Genomic DNA, 14,864 nt, shown 5'->3' with positions numbered 1-14,864 from the left:
GGGCCCGGGCGAAGCAAGACCGTGAATCGCGTTTTGTCCGGGCCTTTTCGTATGCGGATCAGACGAACACTTGTGGGAACGTCTTTTGCAGGGCCACGTCTACGTCGCCCATGGTGACGGGCAGTCCGAGATCGACGAGCGAGGTGACGCCGTGGTCCGTGATGCCACAGGGGACGATGCCTGTGAAATGGCTGAGGTCGGGCTCGACGTTGATCGAGATGCCGTGAAAGCTGACCCATTTGCGCAGGCGGATGCCGATGGCGGCGATCTTGTCTTCGGGCTTTTGCCCGGACGGCGTGAGGGGCTTGTCGTCGCGCGCCACCCAGACGCCGACCCGGCCCTCGCGGATTTCGCCCGTGACGTTAAACTGGTCGAGCGTGGCGATGACCCATGTTTCCAGCTGCTGGACGAAGGCGCGCACGTCGCGGCCGCGCTGGCCCACATTCAGCATGACGTAGACGACGCGCTGGCCGGGACCGTGATAGGTGTACTGCCCGCCCCGTTTCGTGGCGTAGACCGGAAAGCGGTCGGGGTCGGTAAGGTCGGCAGGCTTGGCGGAGGTGCCGGCGGTGTACATCGGCGGATGCTCCAAGAGCCAGATCGCCTCGTCGGCCGCGCCGCGCGCGATGGCTTCGGCGCGCGCCTCCATCTCGGTGCAGGCGGTCTCGTAGTCGACGAGGCCGGGGGAGGTGATCCAGTCTACCATCGGCGTGCTTTGGCAGGTGGCGCGGATTTTGTCAAAGCCGTGGTTTTTGGCCTTCACAAGCCGGGCGCGATTGCCTATACGGCGGCTCACCAAGGCGGTCCCACGGGGCGCCTTTCGGTCACGGGCGGTCGTGGCGGAATTGGTAGACGCGCAGCGTTGAGGTCGCTGTGAGCTAACACTCGTGGGGGTTCGAGTCCCCCCGACCGCACCATTCTTATTTAGCCTACCGCCGTCGGCGACTTGGGGCCGGATCTGTGCGAGGTCACCGCACTCCCCCGCATTACGTTCGATAGACCTGCCCACGGCGTAGGGCTTGGGCGTGCCTACAGAACAAACTCAGATTGTCCAACGGGCTCACCGGGTCGTGCCTCAGCGCAACCCCTCGCGGGCAATGATGCGCGACAGGTCGAGCACTAGCTGGCCGCGGGCGCGGGCGAGGGCGGGCATGCCGCCTTCGGGGTCGTAGGGCACGGCAAGCTGGAAGAGGCCGGAGCGTTCGCGGCGCCCGTCCGGAACGCCGACGAAATATTGTCCCGAACCACGGAAATTGCCGTCGGCCCCGGCGACGAGGCTTTCAAAGCGGACTTCCAGGCGGGCGTCGGGCAATTCCTCGAACGGCCATGGCTCGGACGCGACGCGCGCGCCGGAGAGGCGGGCGAGGTTGCGGGCGATTTCGAGCGCGACGGAGCGCTCGGGCGAATCGGCCCAGCGGATATTGGCGTCGGTCACAAGCTTGCCGTCCTCGTCCTCGACCGCGATCTCGTCGGCAGCGGCATAGGCGGGCAGCGACACCTCGCGCACCTCGACGGTGCGGAAGGAGATGCGGATGGAGTCCGACACCTGCGGCGGCGCGACCGGGTAGAGATCGGCCGAGGGGCCGCCACAGGCGGCGGTCAGCAGAGTCGCGGCGACGATGGCGGGTGTGCGGAGCTTCATTGTCATCTTCCTCGGATTAGCGCGCTGGGATTGCGTTCCAGCATGCGGGCCAGCGACGTCAGAGCGTCCGCAGCCTGAGATATGTCGCGCAGCGCGCTTTGCGCCTCGCGGCTGAGCGTGTCGCCCTTGTTGTAGCCGGCGATGGTGGTGCTGGCCTGGTTGAGCACGTTGCCGAGCCGTTCGACCAGCGCCGGCAGGTCCTCGGTCGAGGTGGCGACGGCGTCGGCGGCCCGGCGGGCGGAGCCGAGCGTGGCGTTGAGATTGGTGACCGCGCCGCCTTCGCGAAGCTCGGTCAGGGTGGCGTTGATCTCGTTGAGGGCCGCGCTCAGGTCGGCGGGCAGTTGGCGGGCGGCCTCGGTGTCGAGGATGTCCTCGGCGGCGGCGGCCAGCTCGGTCAGCTGGTTGGCCAGTTCCTCGACCGGCAGGGCCTCGGCCTTGGCGGCGACGGCCTCGATCTGTTCGACGAGGGCCGGGATGCCCTCGACCGAGGTGCTGACGCCCGCCGCGGCGTCGGCGGCGGCGTCGACGGCACTCACGAGGCGCGAGGTGAGCTCGGTTTCCTCGATCTCGGCGAGAAGGGACTCGAGGCGGGTGACGGACGCGTTGAGCGCCACCGGAATGTTCTGGACATCCTCCGACGCGACGATCGTGCGGATCTCGGACAGGATGGCGCGGACCTCGCCGGGGGTTTCCTGAAGATCTTCGTTGGCTACCAGCGCCTGGGCGCTGTCGAGGAAGTCGATGGCGCTGCCCAGCAATTCCTCGATCGGCAGGTTGTTGATGCGGGTGACCACGCCCTCGACCGTGGCGGCGGCATCGACGATATCGCTTTCGGTGGTGGGGATGATGGGCAGGGCATCCTCGGGGGTTTCCAGCGTCTGTGGTTCGGCGTCGTCGACCTGCACCAAGTCGATTTTGAGCCCGCCGGTCAGGATGCTGGCATTGGTCAGCCGGGCGCGCAGCCCGCCTGCGACACGGTCCGCGAGGAATTCGCGGGCGGTCTGCGGCGTGACCTCATCCTGCAGGCCGAGGCGGGCCGGCTGGATCGCCAGCACGACGCTGAGGCGCACGCGGCTATCGCCGAACTCTTCCTCGTCGATCACGCCGCGGACGCTTTGGACCTCGCCGATCTTGAGGCCGTTGATTTCCACCGGAGCGTCGACGGCAAGGCCCGAGACGTTCTCGTCGAAAACGACGCGGGTTTCCAGCGCCTCGACGTCGGAAGCCTGGAAGAGGCTGTTGCGGGCCGCTTCCTCGGTGCCGTAGACCTCGAACACGGTGCCGTTGTCCACCGGCTCGCCGCCCGAGACGAAGGTGTTGAAGGTCAACCCGCCGCTGACCAGCGTGGCGACCGAGGAAAAGTCGATTTCGGCGCCCTGCGGTCCGACGGAGAAGGTGAAGCCGGAGGTTTCCCAGAACCGGGTGCTGGAGGAGATGAGGCCGGTGTGTTGCTCGTAGATCAGCGCCTCGGCCACGGCGTAGTTGCCCTCGGGCGAGATGCTGGCCTTGCCGACGCGGCCCACTTCGATGCCGCGAAAGGTGATCGGGCTGTCGTCGGTCATGGTGCCGTCGGGGGTGGTGCGCATGACGATTTCCAGACCGTTGCCGCCGGGGCGAAAAAGCGGCGCATCGGGCAGCCCGTCGAAGCTGGTCTGCGGCGTGCCCGGCTTGCTGTCCCAGGTGCCCTCGATATAGACGCCCGACAGGACGGTATCGAGGCCGGTGATGCCGCGGGCCGTGACCTCGGGGCGGACGATCCAGAAGCTGGCGGAGACGTCGATATAGGAGGCCACGTCCTTGTCGACGCGCACGGCGGCGACCACGGCCTCGAGATCTTCGGAAAAGCGCACTTCCTCGACGATGCCGACCGCCACGTCACGATAGCGCAGCTCGGTTTCGCGTTCGGCGATACCGGCACCGTTCTCGAACCTGATTTCGATCACGGGGCCCCGCTCGCTGTAGGTCTGCCAGGCAACGGCAAGGGCAATCACGATGGCGAGTACCGGGATGATCCAGACGATTGAGACACGGCTGAGGCGCGACTTGCGCTGGCGTTCGACCTGCAAGGGAGGAGGTGTGTCGCTCATGTGGCGGTCCGGTCCGACGTGGCGCTGTTGTCGGACGTGTCGGGGTTGCCGGATTGGACGTCCCAGATCATCCGGCTGTCGAAGGCTTGGGCAGAAAGCATGGTGAAGATAACCGATAGGGCAAAGAACAGGCTGGCGCGGCCGGGTGTGATCGCGGCCAATGTATTCAACTGCACCAGCGACGACATTATGGCAACCACGAAAATATCGATCATGGACCAGCGGCCAATGTATTCAACCACTTCGTAGAGAAGCTGGCGTTGGTGCATGGAAATGCTGGAGACACGCACGACCGAGACGGCGAGAAAGGCGATGGCCAGGAACTTTGCCACCGGGATGGCGACGCTGGCGATGAGGATGATGAGCGCCACGCCGGGGGAGCCGTAGTGAAAAAGCTCGATCGCGCCGCCGACGATGGTGTCTTCCTGCACGGTCAGAAGCGTGCGGGTTTGCAGCATCGGGTACATGTTGGCGGGGATGTAGCAGAGGAAACCCACGATCCAGTAGGCCCAGACTCGTTGCAGGCTGGTGGAGTCCCGCGATTCCAGGTGCTTGCCGCAGCGGCCGCAGGTTTCGGTTCCGGCGGGCCAGACCTTGGTGCAGCGGGTGCAGGCGACGAGGCCCAGCTCGCGGGCGCTTTTTACGTTTTCGGTTTTTCCAGCGAGTTCCATACTGACCACCTGCACAGGAAATTGTCCTGAACCACAACAAGAAAGACCAAGGCGCAAAACATCCAGAAGGCGGGCCCGAAGCCGACATCGGCAAGGTCCGTGATCTTGACCAGAGCCACCGCGCATCCGATGGCGAAAATCTCGGCCATGGACCAGGGCCGCATCGCCTCGGACAGGCGGAACGCCTGCGTGGCGCCGCGCGCCGGGGGGCGGTCCAGCACGATGGGCACAAGCACGTACATCGACAAAAGCACGCGTGCCAGCGGGACGAAGACGATCAGCGCCGCCGTGGCCAGCGACAGCGCGATGAGGGGGCCGTCGCTGAAGGCCAGTGCGGCGTCGAGGATCGAGACGGAGTTCGACGTGCCCGCCGCCGTGATCGTCAGGAAGGGAAATACGGTGGCCGCGACAATCAGGATCGCCACGGTTAGCGACAGCGCGATGATCTGGAGCCCGGCCTTGCGCCGGGGCGTGATCAGGGCCGTGCCGCAGCGCGCGCAGCGGGCCCGCTCGCCGACATCGGGCCGGCGCAGGCTGTAGGCCGCATCGCATTGCGGGCAGACGATCATGTCGTCCAGGGGGAGCTGAGTTTCGCGCATCGTTTCGGTACTTAGCTTAACTTGGCCTTTGGCAAGCTGCAAATCATCCAAAGCGCCGCGCCGCCGCCCCCCAAGTGACGTGCCGCGCGACGCACGCGCCTTTGCGGGTCAGGCCAGCGCCGCCACGATCGCGTTGAGCCCGTCGGTCAGCGCCGCGGGGCCGGGTTGCAGGATGAGGGGCGACTTGATCTCGAAGATGCGGTTGTCGCGGACGGCCGAAATGGCGTCCCAACCGGGGCGGGCGGCGATTTTCTCAGGCCGGACCTTCTTGCCGCACCACGAGCCGATGATGATGTCGGGCGCGGCGGCGATGACCTGATCGGAGGTGACGAAACGGTCGCGGGCCTTGTCCTTGGTCGCCAGCTCGGGGAAGACGTCTTGCCCGCCGGCGATCTCGATCAGGTCCGAGACCCAGCCGATGCCGGAAATCATCGGGTCGTCCCATTCCTCGAAATAGACGCGGGGGCGGGGTTTGCCGGCGGCGTTGGCGGCCACCTGTGCCAGCCGGTCGCGGTAGTGATCGACCAGTTGGGCGGCCTTGGCCTCTTGCCCGACAGTGGCGCCCAAGTGGCGGATCATGGCGAGGATGCCGTGCAGGTCACGCTGGTTGTAGCCCATGACGGCGATGCCTTCGCGCAGAAGTGCTGCGGCGATGTCGGCCTGAAGGTCGGAGAAGGTCAGGACGAGATCGGGCTGGAGTGCGAGGATCTTGGGGATGTCGGCGGAGGTGAAAGCCGAGACACGGGGTTTTTCCTGCCGCACGCCCTTGGGACGCACGGCATAGCCCGAAACGCCGACGATGCGGTCCTGTTCGCCCAGGAGGTAAAGGGTTTCGACGGTTTCCTCGGTCAGGCAGACGATGCGTTCGGGAGGGAAGGTCTTCATGGGCTGTGATCCGCGCGGGTGGGTTCGGGCACGGTGCTATCACAGATGGCCGGGGTGTCCATCCGGATCGCGGATCACCCGTGCGAGGTGTTGAGGTCCTGGATCAGGCGACCATGGCGGCGGGTTTCGGTGATGACGTGCCCAAAGGTGGTCAGGCCCTTGCCCTGAAGCAGGGGGATGAGTTTCACCAGCGCCTGTGCCGTGGCCTGTGCGTCGCCAAGGGCGGTGTGGCGCAGCTCGGGGGGGATGGTTACGCCGAGGCGCTCGCAGAGGGCGTCGAGGGAATGTTCGGCGGTTGTGCCGAAGACCACAGCCGACAACAGCACGGTGTCGAGGACGGGGTGATCCCACGTGACACCCATGCGGTCGGCGGAGCGGCGGAAGAAGGCGATGTCGAAGGGCGCATTATGGGCCACCAGCACGGCGTCGCGGGAGAAATGGTGAAAATCGCGGCCCACGGACTCGAACTCGGGCGCGCCCTGCACGTGGTCGTCGGTGATGCGGTGTATTTTCGTCGAGGCGGGCGGGATCGGGCGTTTCGGGTCGACATAGGTGTCGATGACCTCGCCCTCGACGATGCGGCAGTTGAGGATGCGCACCGCGCCAAGCTGGATCACGCGGTCCTCGGTGGGCGACAGGCCGGTGGTTTCGGTGTCGAACGCGACGCAACACAGGGTGTCCAGCGGGGCGTCCACGATATCGCAGGCCTGGGCGGTCTCCATCAGGTTGAAATCATAGACCAGCGGGCGGGCCCGGGTGGGGTCGACCTCGGTTTCCTGCGTGTCGAGCAGCAGCATGTAGCCGCCTTCGCCAAGGGGTTTCAGGCGGACCTTGTAGCGCCGGGCGCCGGAATGGTCGTGCAAATCGGCCGAGATTTCGGACCCGGTCCGGGTCAGTTGATCCTGCGCGGCGGCAAGGCTGGCCGGGTCGAAATAGTCCTCGAGCGGGGCTTTGAGGCGGGGTGGGGCGATCTGGGACAGGATGTCGGCGGCCTGCCCGTCATAAAGCACGATTTCCTGCGCCGGGTTCACGAGGATGGTGGCGACGGGGATTTCGGTCAGCAGAGAGGTGAGACGCTTGGCCTCGGTCCGCAAACGTTCGGTTTCGCGGGCGACCTGCTCGGCGGTGTCCATGACGCCCGCGCCGAGCGTACGGGTGACGGCATCGGCGGCGGGGGCGAGATCACCAAGGTATTTCGTGTTTTCGGGGCAGAGTTCCGTGTCGACGCCGGAATGGGCGCGCAGGCGGAGGTTGGCGGACAGCATCTCGATCGGCTTGGCGAGGTTTTCGTCGAAGAGCAGCCAGACGCCCACCAGAAGTGCGGAGTTCAGCAGCGCGAAGGCGATGAAGGCAGTGAGGAATGGTGCGGTTGGCAATGTGCCTTCGGCCCGCGACCAGCCGAACCAGAGCGCCGCGCCCGCCAGTGCCACCGCGCCCGCCGCCAGAAGGCAGAAGAAGAGGAAGATGCGCAGGCGGAGGCTGAGCCGGGTGAACATGTCAGGTCTCGCACACGATGCCGAGCAGCGGATCGTCCTCGGGCAGGTTTTGCCAGTCGGCGTCGCTGACGCTGCCATCCTCGGCGAAGTCCGCACCGTCGATCAGCAGGGCCGAGCGGTTCGCGGTGCAGTCGAAGAGGACAGGCGCCTTGTTGACCGGCGCCCAACGCCCGAAGAAGTAGATATCGGCGATGGTCTGGCCGGGCTGGTTTGCGTTGCGCCGGGCGTTGCCGGTGTCGACGGCGGCGAAGCGTTCTGTATAGGGCCAGATCTGCGTCCAGGGGCGAATCCAGCTTTGCTCGTCGATCGTGACGGCGATCTGCATGCCGTCGGGCAGCGCTTCGGCGGTGCGGTCGTACCAGGTGTATTCGTTGGAAATGGTCGCGGCGATCATGCCGAGACCCGCCGCCACGGGCGTGAGCCAGCGGGGCAGGCGGCGGCCAGTGGCGATGTTGATGATCAACATGAGGCCGGCGGCGGCGACGCCCGCGAAGATGGTGGCGATGAGTTCTATGAACATACGTCTACCCTAACATGCCTTTGCCCGACGATACCGAGGATTGCATCGTCTTGACCACGACAAAGGCGTCGCGCAGGTGGCTGCGCTCGAAATCCGAGAGGGTGGAGGGGTCGAGGAAGTTGTCGGGCAGGTCGCCCGCCCTGACCTGTGCCGCCTGGTGGTCGAGCCGCATGGTAGCGATGAGATCGTAGGCATCCAGCAGGTCGGCGCCGCCCGAGGTGGAGAGGTGACCGGCAGCCTGCGCGGCCTCGAGCCGGGCGCGGGTGTTCACCTGTCGCAGCTGGCCTTGCAGTGCGTAAATGCGTCCCAGATCCGTGATGGGCACAACGCCGTTATGCTTGAGGTCGAGCCGGCGGCGATGCTCGCCCGAGCGGATGGTGGCCAGCCCGCGCAGCAGGCCCAGCGGGGGCTGGTGCTTGATCGAGTTGGAGATCATGTGCGCGGAGAAGATCGAGTTCTTCGCGGCCTTCGCGAGCGTGTTGGTTTGCAGCGATTCGAAAAGCGTGGTGTCGCCGCCGATGGGGCGCAGGTCGAACATGACAGAGGCCAGCATTTGCGCCTCGGGGTTGGGGCGGGCGATCCAGTCGTCGAAATAGCCGCGCCAGACGCGCAGGGGTTGGCACCAGCGCAGGTTGGTCGCCATCATGTCGCCGGGACAATGGAAGTAGCCGCAGGTATCCAGACCGTCGCTGACGAATTTGGCGAGGCTGGCGAAGTAAGGCAACTGCGCTTCGGTTACATCATCGGACAGGATCAGGCAGTTGTCCTGATCCGAGACACCGGTCTGTTCCTGCCGGCCTTGGGAGCCGCAGGCGAGCCAGAGATAGGGCACGGGCGGGTGGCCGAGCTTTGCCTCGGCCAGGGTGAGCAGGCGGCGGGTGACGGTGTCTGCGATATCGGTGATGAGCCGCGTGACCACGTCGTGACGGTTGCCCGAGCCGACAAGCTGGGCCAGCAGCTGCGGGATCTCGGCGGTGACGCGCGCCATGGTGGCGGCGTCGTCTGCGCGGGCGATGCGGCCCACCAGCGCGCCGGAGGACAGCGCCTGCACGCGGGTGAGATCGGTTTGCGTGACGATGCCCACCAGCTGCGTGCCCTCGGTGATAGGCACATGGCCGATGCCGCGTTCCATCATCAGGTGGAGCACGTCCGTGCCGAGCGCGTCGGGTTCCAGCGTCATGGGGCTTGTGGTCATGATGCCGGAGATGGGGGCGGCGGGATCGGTGCCTTTGGCCACGACCTTGCCGTTCATGTCACGCACGGTGAGGATGCCGCGCAGGTCGCCGTCCTCGGTGATGCAGATCGACGAGATATGCTTGTCATTCATTCGCGCCGCCGCGTCGCGGATCGGGGTGTCGGGCGTGCAGGTGAGCGGGTCGCGGGTCATCAATTCGGCTACGCGCAGGGTGGTCAGGTCCTTGCGGTCGCTGCGCGCCGGGCGGCGACGGTCGAAGAAACGCGCGACCTTGGCGGAGGACTTGATGAGGGCAAAAAGCGCGTCCGCCGGCATCACGATCAGGGTGGCGTCGGAGCGGGCGGTGGCGGTGCGGCTGGCGACGCCCTCGCGCAGGAGCGCGCGTTCGCCAAAGGAATTGCGGGGGCCGAGCAGGGACAGCTGGACGTCGGCCTCGTCCTTTATTTCGATCTCGCCGGTGACGACGATGTAGAGGCTGTCGACAGTGTCGCGCAGTTTGAAGATGTCGGCGCCGGCGGCAAAATCGGCGGCGTCGCAGCGCGTGGACAGGTCCTCGAGATCGCTGTCATCCAGGCTGTCATAAGGGTGAACGGAGCGCAGGAACTGTGCAAGGTCGCTCGAAAGGGGCATGGTCGGAGCCTCTTGAGGGGGTGGTCGGGCCCACCTTGGCGCGGGCCGGACCGGATTTGAAGCGAAAGCCCCGCCGCATGTATTGCGGCGGGGCACTCGTTGATCTTAGTGGCCTTCGACCGCGGCACCGGCGCCACGGGGGACTCGGACGCTTTCGACGAGGTCCTTGATCTCCTGCGGGGTCTCCTTCGTGATGCTGGCGACGAAGAACGCCACCGCGAAGTTGACCGTAGCACCGATCGCCCCGAAGGAGGTCGATTTGACCGGACCCAGAAGCGGGTCGGCATCGGTGAAGATGTTGGTGTCTGGAATGAAGAACCAACCCTTGTGCAGGAAGATGTAGAGCAGCGTCACCGTGAGACCTGCCAGCATGCCCGCGACGGCGCCGGTGTTGTTGATGCGGGTCGAGAAAATCCCCATCATCAGCGCCGGGAAGATCGAGGCCGCCGCAAGCCCGAAGGCGAGCGCCACCGTCTGGGCGGCAAAGCCCGGCGGGTTGAGCCCCAGAAGGACCGCCACCACGATCGCCGCGGCCATGGAGACACGTGCCGCCAGAAGCTCGGATCGTTCGGACATGTTCGGGGTCAGCTGACCCTTCAGCAAGTCGTGCGAGACGGCCGAGGAAATGGCCAGCAGAAGACCCGCCGCCGTGGAGAGCGCGGCGGCAAGACCACCGGCGGCCACGAGGCCGATCACCCAGCCGGGCAGGTTGGCGATTTCCGGGTTGGCCAGCACGAGGATGTCACGGTTGAAGTTCGTGAACTCGTTGCCTTCCCATCCGTTCGCTTCGGCCTTTTCCTGAAGGTCGGCATTGGCATCGTTGTAGTACTGGATGCGCCCGTCGCCGTTCTTGTCTTCCCAACCCAGAAGGCCGGTCTGTTCCCAGGTCGCCATCCAGGCGTATTCCGGGTCATTCTCGATCGCTTCGACGCTGACGGCGGCGCCGTCGGTGCCGTTGGGCCACATCAGTTCCGAGATGTTCAGCCGCGCCATCGCGCCCACGGCCGGGGCCGTCAGGTAAAGCAGCGCGATGAAGACCAGCGTCCAGCCGGCGGACCAGCGGGCGTCGGACACGCGCGGTACGGTGAAGAAGCGCATGATGACGTGGGGCAGGCCGGCGGTGCCGATCATCAGGGACAGGGTGAAGAGCACCATGTTGATGGTCGAACCGTGCGCCGCCGTGTATTCGGCAAAGCCCAGGTCGGTGACGATCTGGTTCAGCTTGGCCAGCAGCGGTTCGCCCTCGGCGGTGTCACCAAAGAGGCCGAGCGCCGGGATCGGGTTGCCCGTCAGTTGCAGCGAGATGAACACGGCCGGGATCGTGTAGGCCAGGATCAGCACGCAGTATTGCGCCACCTGGGTGTAGGTCACGCCCTTCATGCCGCCGAACACGGCGTAGGCGAAGACCACGCAGGCCCCGATCATCAGACCCCAGAAGGCGTCGATTTCGAGGAAGCGGCCAAAGGCGATGCCCACGCCCTGCATCTGGCCGATCACGTAGGTGATGGAGGCCACCAGCAGGCAGATCACGGCCACGAGGCGCGCGGTGGGCGAATAGAACCGGTCGCCGATGAACTCGGACACGGTGAACTTGCCGAACTTGCGCAGGTAGGGTGCAAGCAGCAGGGCCAGGAGCACGTAGCCGCCCGTCCAGCCCATCAGGAAAGACGAGTTGTCGTAGCCGGTAAAGGCGATGAGGCCCGCCATCGAGATGAAGGACGCTGCCGACATCCAGTCAGCCGCGGTGGCCATCCCGTTGGTGACCGGGTGCACGCCGCGTCCGGCGGCGTAGAATTCGCTGGTCGAGCCCGCGCGGGCCCAGATCGCGATGCCGATATAGAGCGCGAAGGACGCGCCCACGAACAGCAGGTTGAGAGTAAACTGATCCATGATTTACACCTCGTCCACGCCGTATTCACGGTCGAGCTTGTTCATCCGCCAGGCGTAGAAAAAGATCAGCGCCAGGAAAACGAGGATCGAGCCTTGCTGGGCGAACCAGAAGCCAAGGTCGGTGCCGCCGACCTCGATGCCCGAAATGAGCGGGCGCAGGACGATCCCGAACCCGAAAGAGACCAGCGCCCAGATGACGAGGCTGATCAGGATGAGACGCACATTGGCTTTCCAATATTGCGCGCTTGTTTTGTCCAGAGACATTTAGGGGTCCCTCCTCCTAGTGAAATGGCCGGGCTGCGTCATGCGGCCCGACCGGCGTTTTGTCATGCCGCCCGTTGCGACAGGACGGTGTCCAGCTGGGCGGCGATCTCGCCAATCGGGCCCATTGCGGGCACGCGCGAAAGCGCGCCCTTGGATTGGTAATAGTCGATCAGCGGCGCGGTCTGGGCGTGATACGCCTCCAGCCGTTGCGCCACCGTTTCGGCGTTGTCGTCGGCGCGGCGTTTCATGTCGGTGCCGCCGCAATTGTCGCAGATGCCGGGCTTGGCCGTGGGCTTGAAACTGTCGTGATAGCCCTCGCCGCAGCCGCCGCAGGTAAAGCGGCCCGAGATGCGCTCGACCATGGCGGCGTCGTCCACTTCGAGGCTTATGGCGGCGTCGATCTTTTGGCCACGTTCAGCAAGCAGGGTGTCGAGCGCCTCGGCCTGTACGGTGGTGCGCGGGAAGCCGTCGAGGATCACGCCCTGCGCGCAATCGGGCTCGGCCAGGCGGTCTCGCAGGATAGCGATGACGATATCGTCGCTGACCAGATTGCCCGCGTCCATGACGGCCTTGGCCTCGCGTCCCGCCGGAGTGCCCGCGGCGACGGCGGCCCGGAGCAGGTCGCCGGTGGAGAGTTGGACGAAGCCGTTCTTCTCTTCCAGCAGGCGGGCCTGCGTGCCCTTGCCGGCGCCCGGGGGGCCGAGCAGGATCAGGACCGGGGCGGTTTGCGGTGTCTTTGCGCCGTCCATGATCATTCCCCCTTGTTCATTCTGTTGTCGATGAGGTCGTCGACGACGGAGGGGTCTGCGAGGGTTGAGGTGTCGCCCAATGAGCCGTAGTCGTCTTCGGCGATCTTGCGCAGGATGCGGCGCATGATCTTGCCGGAGCGGGTTTTGGGCAGGCCGGGGGCCCATTGGATGAGGTCGGGCTTGGCGATGGGGCCGATTTCCTGGCGGACCCAGTCCTGCAGCTCCTTGCGCAACTCGTCGGTGGGCTCCTCGCCGGACATCAGCGTGACGTAGCAGTAGATGCCTTGCCCCTTGATGTCGTGGGGGTAGCCCACCACGGCGGCCTCGGAGACCTTGGAGTGAGCGACGAGGGCGCTCTCGACCTCGGCGGTGCCCATGCGGTGGCCCGAGACGTTGATCACGTCGTCGACGCGGCCCGTGATCCAGTAGTCGCCATCCGCGTCCCGGCGGCAGCCGTCGCCGGTGAAGTAATAGCCCTTGTACTGCTGGAAGTAGGTGTTCATGAAGCGCTCGTGATCGCCCCAGACGGTGCGCATCTGGCCCGGCCAGCTGTCGGCGATGCAAAGGACGCCCTCGGCGGGGTTGGTGTCGATTGTCTTGCCGCTCTCAGGGTCCAGCACCTCGAACTTCAGCCCGAAGAAAGGCTTCATCGCGGCTCCCGGCTTGGTGGCGTGGGCGCCGGGCAGGGGGGTCATCAGGTGCCCGCCGGTCTCGGTCTGCCACCAGGTGTCGACGATGGGGCAGGTGCCCTTGCCGACCACATTGTGGTACCAGTTCCAGGCCTCGGGGTTGATCGGCTCGCCCACGGTGCCCAGCACCTTGAGGTCGCTCAGATCGCACTTGGTGACGTACTCGTCGCCCTGGCCCATGAGCGCGCGGATGGCGGTGGGCGCGGTGTAGAACTGGTTGACCTTGTGCTTTTCGCAGACCTGCCAGAAGCGGGAGGCGTCGGGGTAGGTCGGCACGCCCTCGAACATCAGGGTCGTGGCGCCGTTGGCCAGGGGCCCGTAGACGATGTAGCTGTGGCCGGTGACCCAGCCCACATCGGCGGTGCACCAGTAGACGTCGCCGTCGTGATAATCGAAGGTGATCTCGTGCGTCATGGCGGCGTAAACCAGATAGCCGCCGGTGGTGTGCACGACGCCCTTGGGCTGGCCGGTGGAGCCCGAGGTGTAGAGGATGAAGAGCGGATCCTCGGCGTTCATCTCGGCAGGCTCGCAGGTGTCGTCGACCTTTTCGGCCTCTTCATGCAGCCAGAAGTCGAGCCCGTCGCGCCAGGCGATCTGGTCGCCGGTGCGCTTGACCACAAGGCATTTGACCTCGTCGAAGTCGCGGCGGAGCGCCTGGTTGACGTTGTCCTTGAGCTTGGTCACGCGGCCACCGCGCGGGGCGGTGTCGGCGGTGATGACGAGCTTGGCGTCGCAGCCGTCGACCCGGGCGCCGAGCGCGTCGGGCGAGAAGCCGGCGAAGACGATGGAATGGATGGCGCCGATGCGCGCACAGGCGAGCATGGCATAGGCGGCCTCGGGGATCATCGGCAGGTAAAGGACGACGCGGTCGCCCTTGCCGACGCCGAGGTTCTTGAGCACATTGGCCATCTTGCAGGTCTCGGCATGCAGCTGCCGGTAGGTGATGTGCTGGGCGTCGTCATTGGGGTCGTCGGGCTCCCAGATGATGGCGGTCTGGTCGGCGCGCTCGGCCAGGTGGCGGTCGATGCAGTTGGCGGCGACGTTGAGCGTGCCGTCCTCGAACCACTTGATGGAGACGTTCCCGTAGGTGTAATCGACGTCCTTCACCTTGGAGTAGGGCTTGATCCAGTCGACACGCTTGCCATGCGCGCCCCAGAACGCCTCGGGGTCCTTGATCGAGGCCGCGTACATCTCGTCATACTTCGCCGCGTCAACATGGGCATTCGCCGTGAAATCGGCACTGGGGGGGTACGTGGACGCACCTGTTTCCGGTTGATTTGTCATGTGTCTCCTCCTCCGCACGGGATGCTCCTCGACTTCGAGGTATAGATCAATTCGCGCATTGGCGGCGTTATAAGGCTTTTAGTAAAAATTTACACTTAGCCGTTGGGATCATTGACTTTTAATTGTAAAGACTTTCCCAGCGACCTCCGGAAGAAAGTAAATTTATTTACACATGCAAAAATTTTTCAGTGATTTCCGTACTCTAGTATTCCGCGACTCTCGGCGAATGTATGCCGGTGTGTGCAGAAAGGGGCCAGGATGGG

13 protein-coding genes and 1 tRNA gene are annotated in these 14,864 nt (G+C 65.4%); 1 reads left to right on the top strand and 13 read right to left on the bottom strand.

Annotation, left to right across the window (positions count from 1 at the left end; genetic code table 11):
* Positions 1–58 precede the first annotated feature (58 nt).
* Positions 59–763 carry a lipoyl(octanoyl) transferase LipB gene (gene lipB, locus FIU86_RS12405; RefSeq protein WP_302848770.1) on the bottom strand — a complete coding sequence of 235 codons (705 nt, stop codon included), beginning with the start codon at positions 761–763 and terminating at the stop codon, positions 59–61.
* A gap of 67 nt (positions 764–830) precedes the next feature.
* On the opposite strand from lipB, the gene FIU86_RS12400 reads away from it, so the two are divergent.
* Positions 831–917 (top strand) — tRNA-Leu (locus FIU86_RS12400).
* 158 nt (positions 918–1,075) lie between these two features.
* Here the strand turns inward: FIU86_RS12400 and FIU86_RS12395 are convergent.
* The 12 genes from FIU86_RS12395 to acs all read right to left on the bottom strand — a co-directional run bounded on the left by FIU86_RS12395 (position 1,076) and on the right by acs (position 14,601).
* On the bottom strand, positions 1,076–1,642 hold the full coding sequence (locus FIU86_RS12395) for a membrane integrity-associated transporter subunit PqiC (RefSeq protein WP_254703825.1): 567 nt from the start codon (positions 1,640–1,642) through the stop codon (positions 1,076–1,078).
* Positions 1,643–1,644: 2 nt separating this feature from the next.
* The gene (locus tag FIU86_RS12390) at positions 1,645–3,729 is read right to left on the bottom strand and encodes an intermembrane transport protein PqiB (RefSeq protein WP_152475366.1); all 2,085 of its coding nucleotides are present in this window, start codon (positions 3,727–3,729) and stop codon (positions 1,645–1,647) included.
* On the bottom strand, positions 3,726–4,400 hold the full coding sequence (locus FIU86_RS12385) for a paraquat-inducible protein A (protein WP_172977494.1): 675 nt from the start codon (positions 4,398–4,400) through the stop codon (positions 3,726–3,728). The genes FIU86_RS12390 and FIU86_RS12385 overlap by 4 nt, the downstream gene beginning before the upstream one ends.
* Positions 4,370–4,999: a paraquat-inducible protein A gene (locus tag FIU86_RS12380; protein WP_152475365.1), complete on the bottom strand. Its 630-nt coding sequence runs from the start codon at positions 4,997–4,999 to the stop codon at positions 4,370–4,372. Before FIU86_RS12380 ends, FIU86_RS12385 begins: the two co-directional genes overlap by 31 nt.
* A 108-nt stretch (positions 5,000–5,107) precedes the next feature.
* Complete coding sequence (locus FIU86_RS12375; RefSeq protein ID WP_152475364.1) at positions 5,108–5,884, bottom strand: cobalamin-binding protein; 777 nt, start codon at positions 5,882–5,884, stop codon at positions 5,108–5,110.
* Positions 5,885–5,958: 74 nt separating this feature from the next.
* Entirely contained in the window at positions 5,959–7,380 is a 1,422-nt protein-coding gene (locus tag FIU86_RS12370) for a 3'-5' exonuclease (protein WP_152475363.1), read from the bottom strand.
* Position 7,381: 1 nt separating this feature from the next.
* A complete protein-coding gene (locus tag FIU86_RS12365; RefSeq protein WP_152475362.1) occupies positions 7,382–7,900 on the bottom strand; it encodes a hypothetical protein in 519 nt (172 codons plus the stop codon).
* Positions 7,901–7,904: 4 nt separating this feature from the next.
* Positions 7,905–9,725 (bottom strand): DUF294 nucleotidyltransferase-like domain-containing protein, encoded by a 1,821-nt coding sequence (locus FIU86_RS12360; RefSeq protein ID WP_152475361.1) that lies wholly within the window; start codon positions 9,723–9,725, stop codon positions 7,905–7,907.
* A 105-nt stretch (positions 9,726–9,830) separates the two neighbouring features.
* The gene (locus tag FIU86_RS12355) at positions 9,831–11,615 is read right to left on the bottom strand and encodes a sodium:solute symporter family protein (protein ID WP_152475360.1); all 1,785 of its coding nucleotides are present in this window, start codon (positions 11,613–11,615) and stop codon (positions 9,831–9,833) included.
* A 3-nt stretch (positions 11,616–11,618) separates the two neighbouring features.
* On the bottom strand, positions 11,619–11,879 hold the full coding sequence (locus tag FIU86_RS12350) for a DUF4212 domain-containing protein (RefSeq protein ID WP_152475359.1): 261 nt from the start codon (positions 11,877–11,879) through the stop codon (positions 11,619–11,621).
* A 62-nt stretch (positions 11,880–11,941) separates the two neighbouring features.
* Complete coding sequence (locus FIU86_RS12345) at positions 11,942–12,628, bottom strand: adenylate kinase (RefSeq protein ID WP_152475358.1); 687 nt, start codon at positions 12,626–12,628, stop codon at positions 11,942–11,944.
* A 2-nt stretch (positions 12,629–12,630) separates the two neighbouring features.
* Complete coding sequence (gene acs / locus FIU86_RS12340) at positions 12,631–14,601, bottom strand: acetate--CoA ligase (RefSeq protein ID WP_152475357.1); 1,971 nt, start codon at positions 14,599–14,601, stop codon at positions 12,631–12,633.
* Positions 14,602–14,864: the final 263 nt, after the last annotated feature.

Source organism: Roseovarius sp. THAF9 (assembly GCF_009363715.1).
GTDB lineage: Bacteria > Pseudomonadota > Alphaproteobacteria > Rhodobacterales > Rhodobacteraceae > Roseovarius.
The sequence above is the reverse complement of the archived record's forward strand: the minus strand, read 5'-3'. Positions and strand labels throughout refer to the sequence as shown.

Excerpts from the sequence above, each read along its gene's own strand:
- FIU86_RS12395 (WP_254703825.1), bottom strand. The coding sequence starts at position 1,642 with ATGAAGCTCCGCACACCCGCCATCGTCGCCGCGACTCTGCTGACCGCC.
- acs (WP_152475357.1), bottom strand. The coding sequence starts at position 14,601 with ATGACAAATCAACCGGAAACAGGTGCGTCCACGTACCCCCCCAGTGCC.
- FIU86_RS12380 (WP_152475365.1), bottom strand. The coding sequence starts at position 4,999 with ATGCGCGAAACTCAGCTCCCCCTGGACGACATGATCGTCTGCCCGCAA.
- FIU86_RS12375 (WP_152475364.1), bottom strand. The coding sequence starts at position 5,884 with ATGAAGACCTTCCCTCCCGAACGCATCGTCTGCCTGACCGAGGAAACC.
- FIU86_RS12365 (WP_152475362.1), bottom strand. The coding sequence starts at position 7,900 with ATGTTCATAGAACTCATCGCCACCATCTTCGCGGGCGTCGCCGCCGCC.
- FIU86_RS12360 (WP_152475361.1), bottom strand. The coding sequence starts at position 9,725 with ATGCCCCTTTCGAGCGACCTTGCACAGTTCCTGCGCTCCGTTCACCCT.
- FIU86_RS12385 (WP_172977494.1), bottom strand. The coding sequence starts at position 4,400 with ATGGAACTCGCTGGAAAAACCGAAAACGTAAAAAGCGCCCGCGAGCTG.
- FIU86_RS12370 (WP_152475363.1), bottom strand. The coding sequence starts at position 7,380 with ATGTTCACCCGGCTCAGCCTCCGCCTGCGCATCTTCCTCTTCTTCTGC.
- FIU86_RS12350 (WP_152475359.1), bottom strand. The coding sequence starts at position 11,879 with ATGTCTCTGGACAAAACAAGCGCGCAATATTGGAAAGCCAATGTGCGT.
- FIU86_RS12355 (WP_152475360.1), bottom strand. The coding sequence starts at position 11,615 with ATGGATCAGTTTACTCTCAACCTGCTGTTCGTGGGCGCGTCCTTCGCG.
- FIU86_RS12345 (WP_152475358.1), bottom strand. The coding sequence starts at position 12,628 with ATGGACGGCGCAAAGACACCGCAAACCGCCCCGGTCCTGATCCTGCTC.
- FIU86_RS12390 (WP_152475366.1), bottom strand. The coding sequence starts at position 3,729 with ATGAGCGACACACCTCCTCCCTTGCAGGTCGAACGCCAGCGCAAGTCG.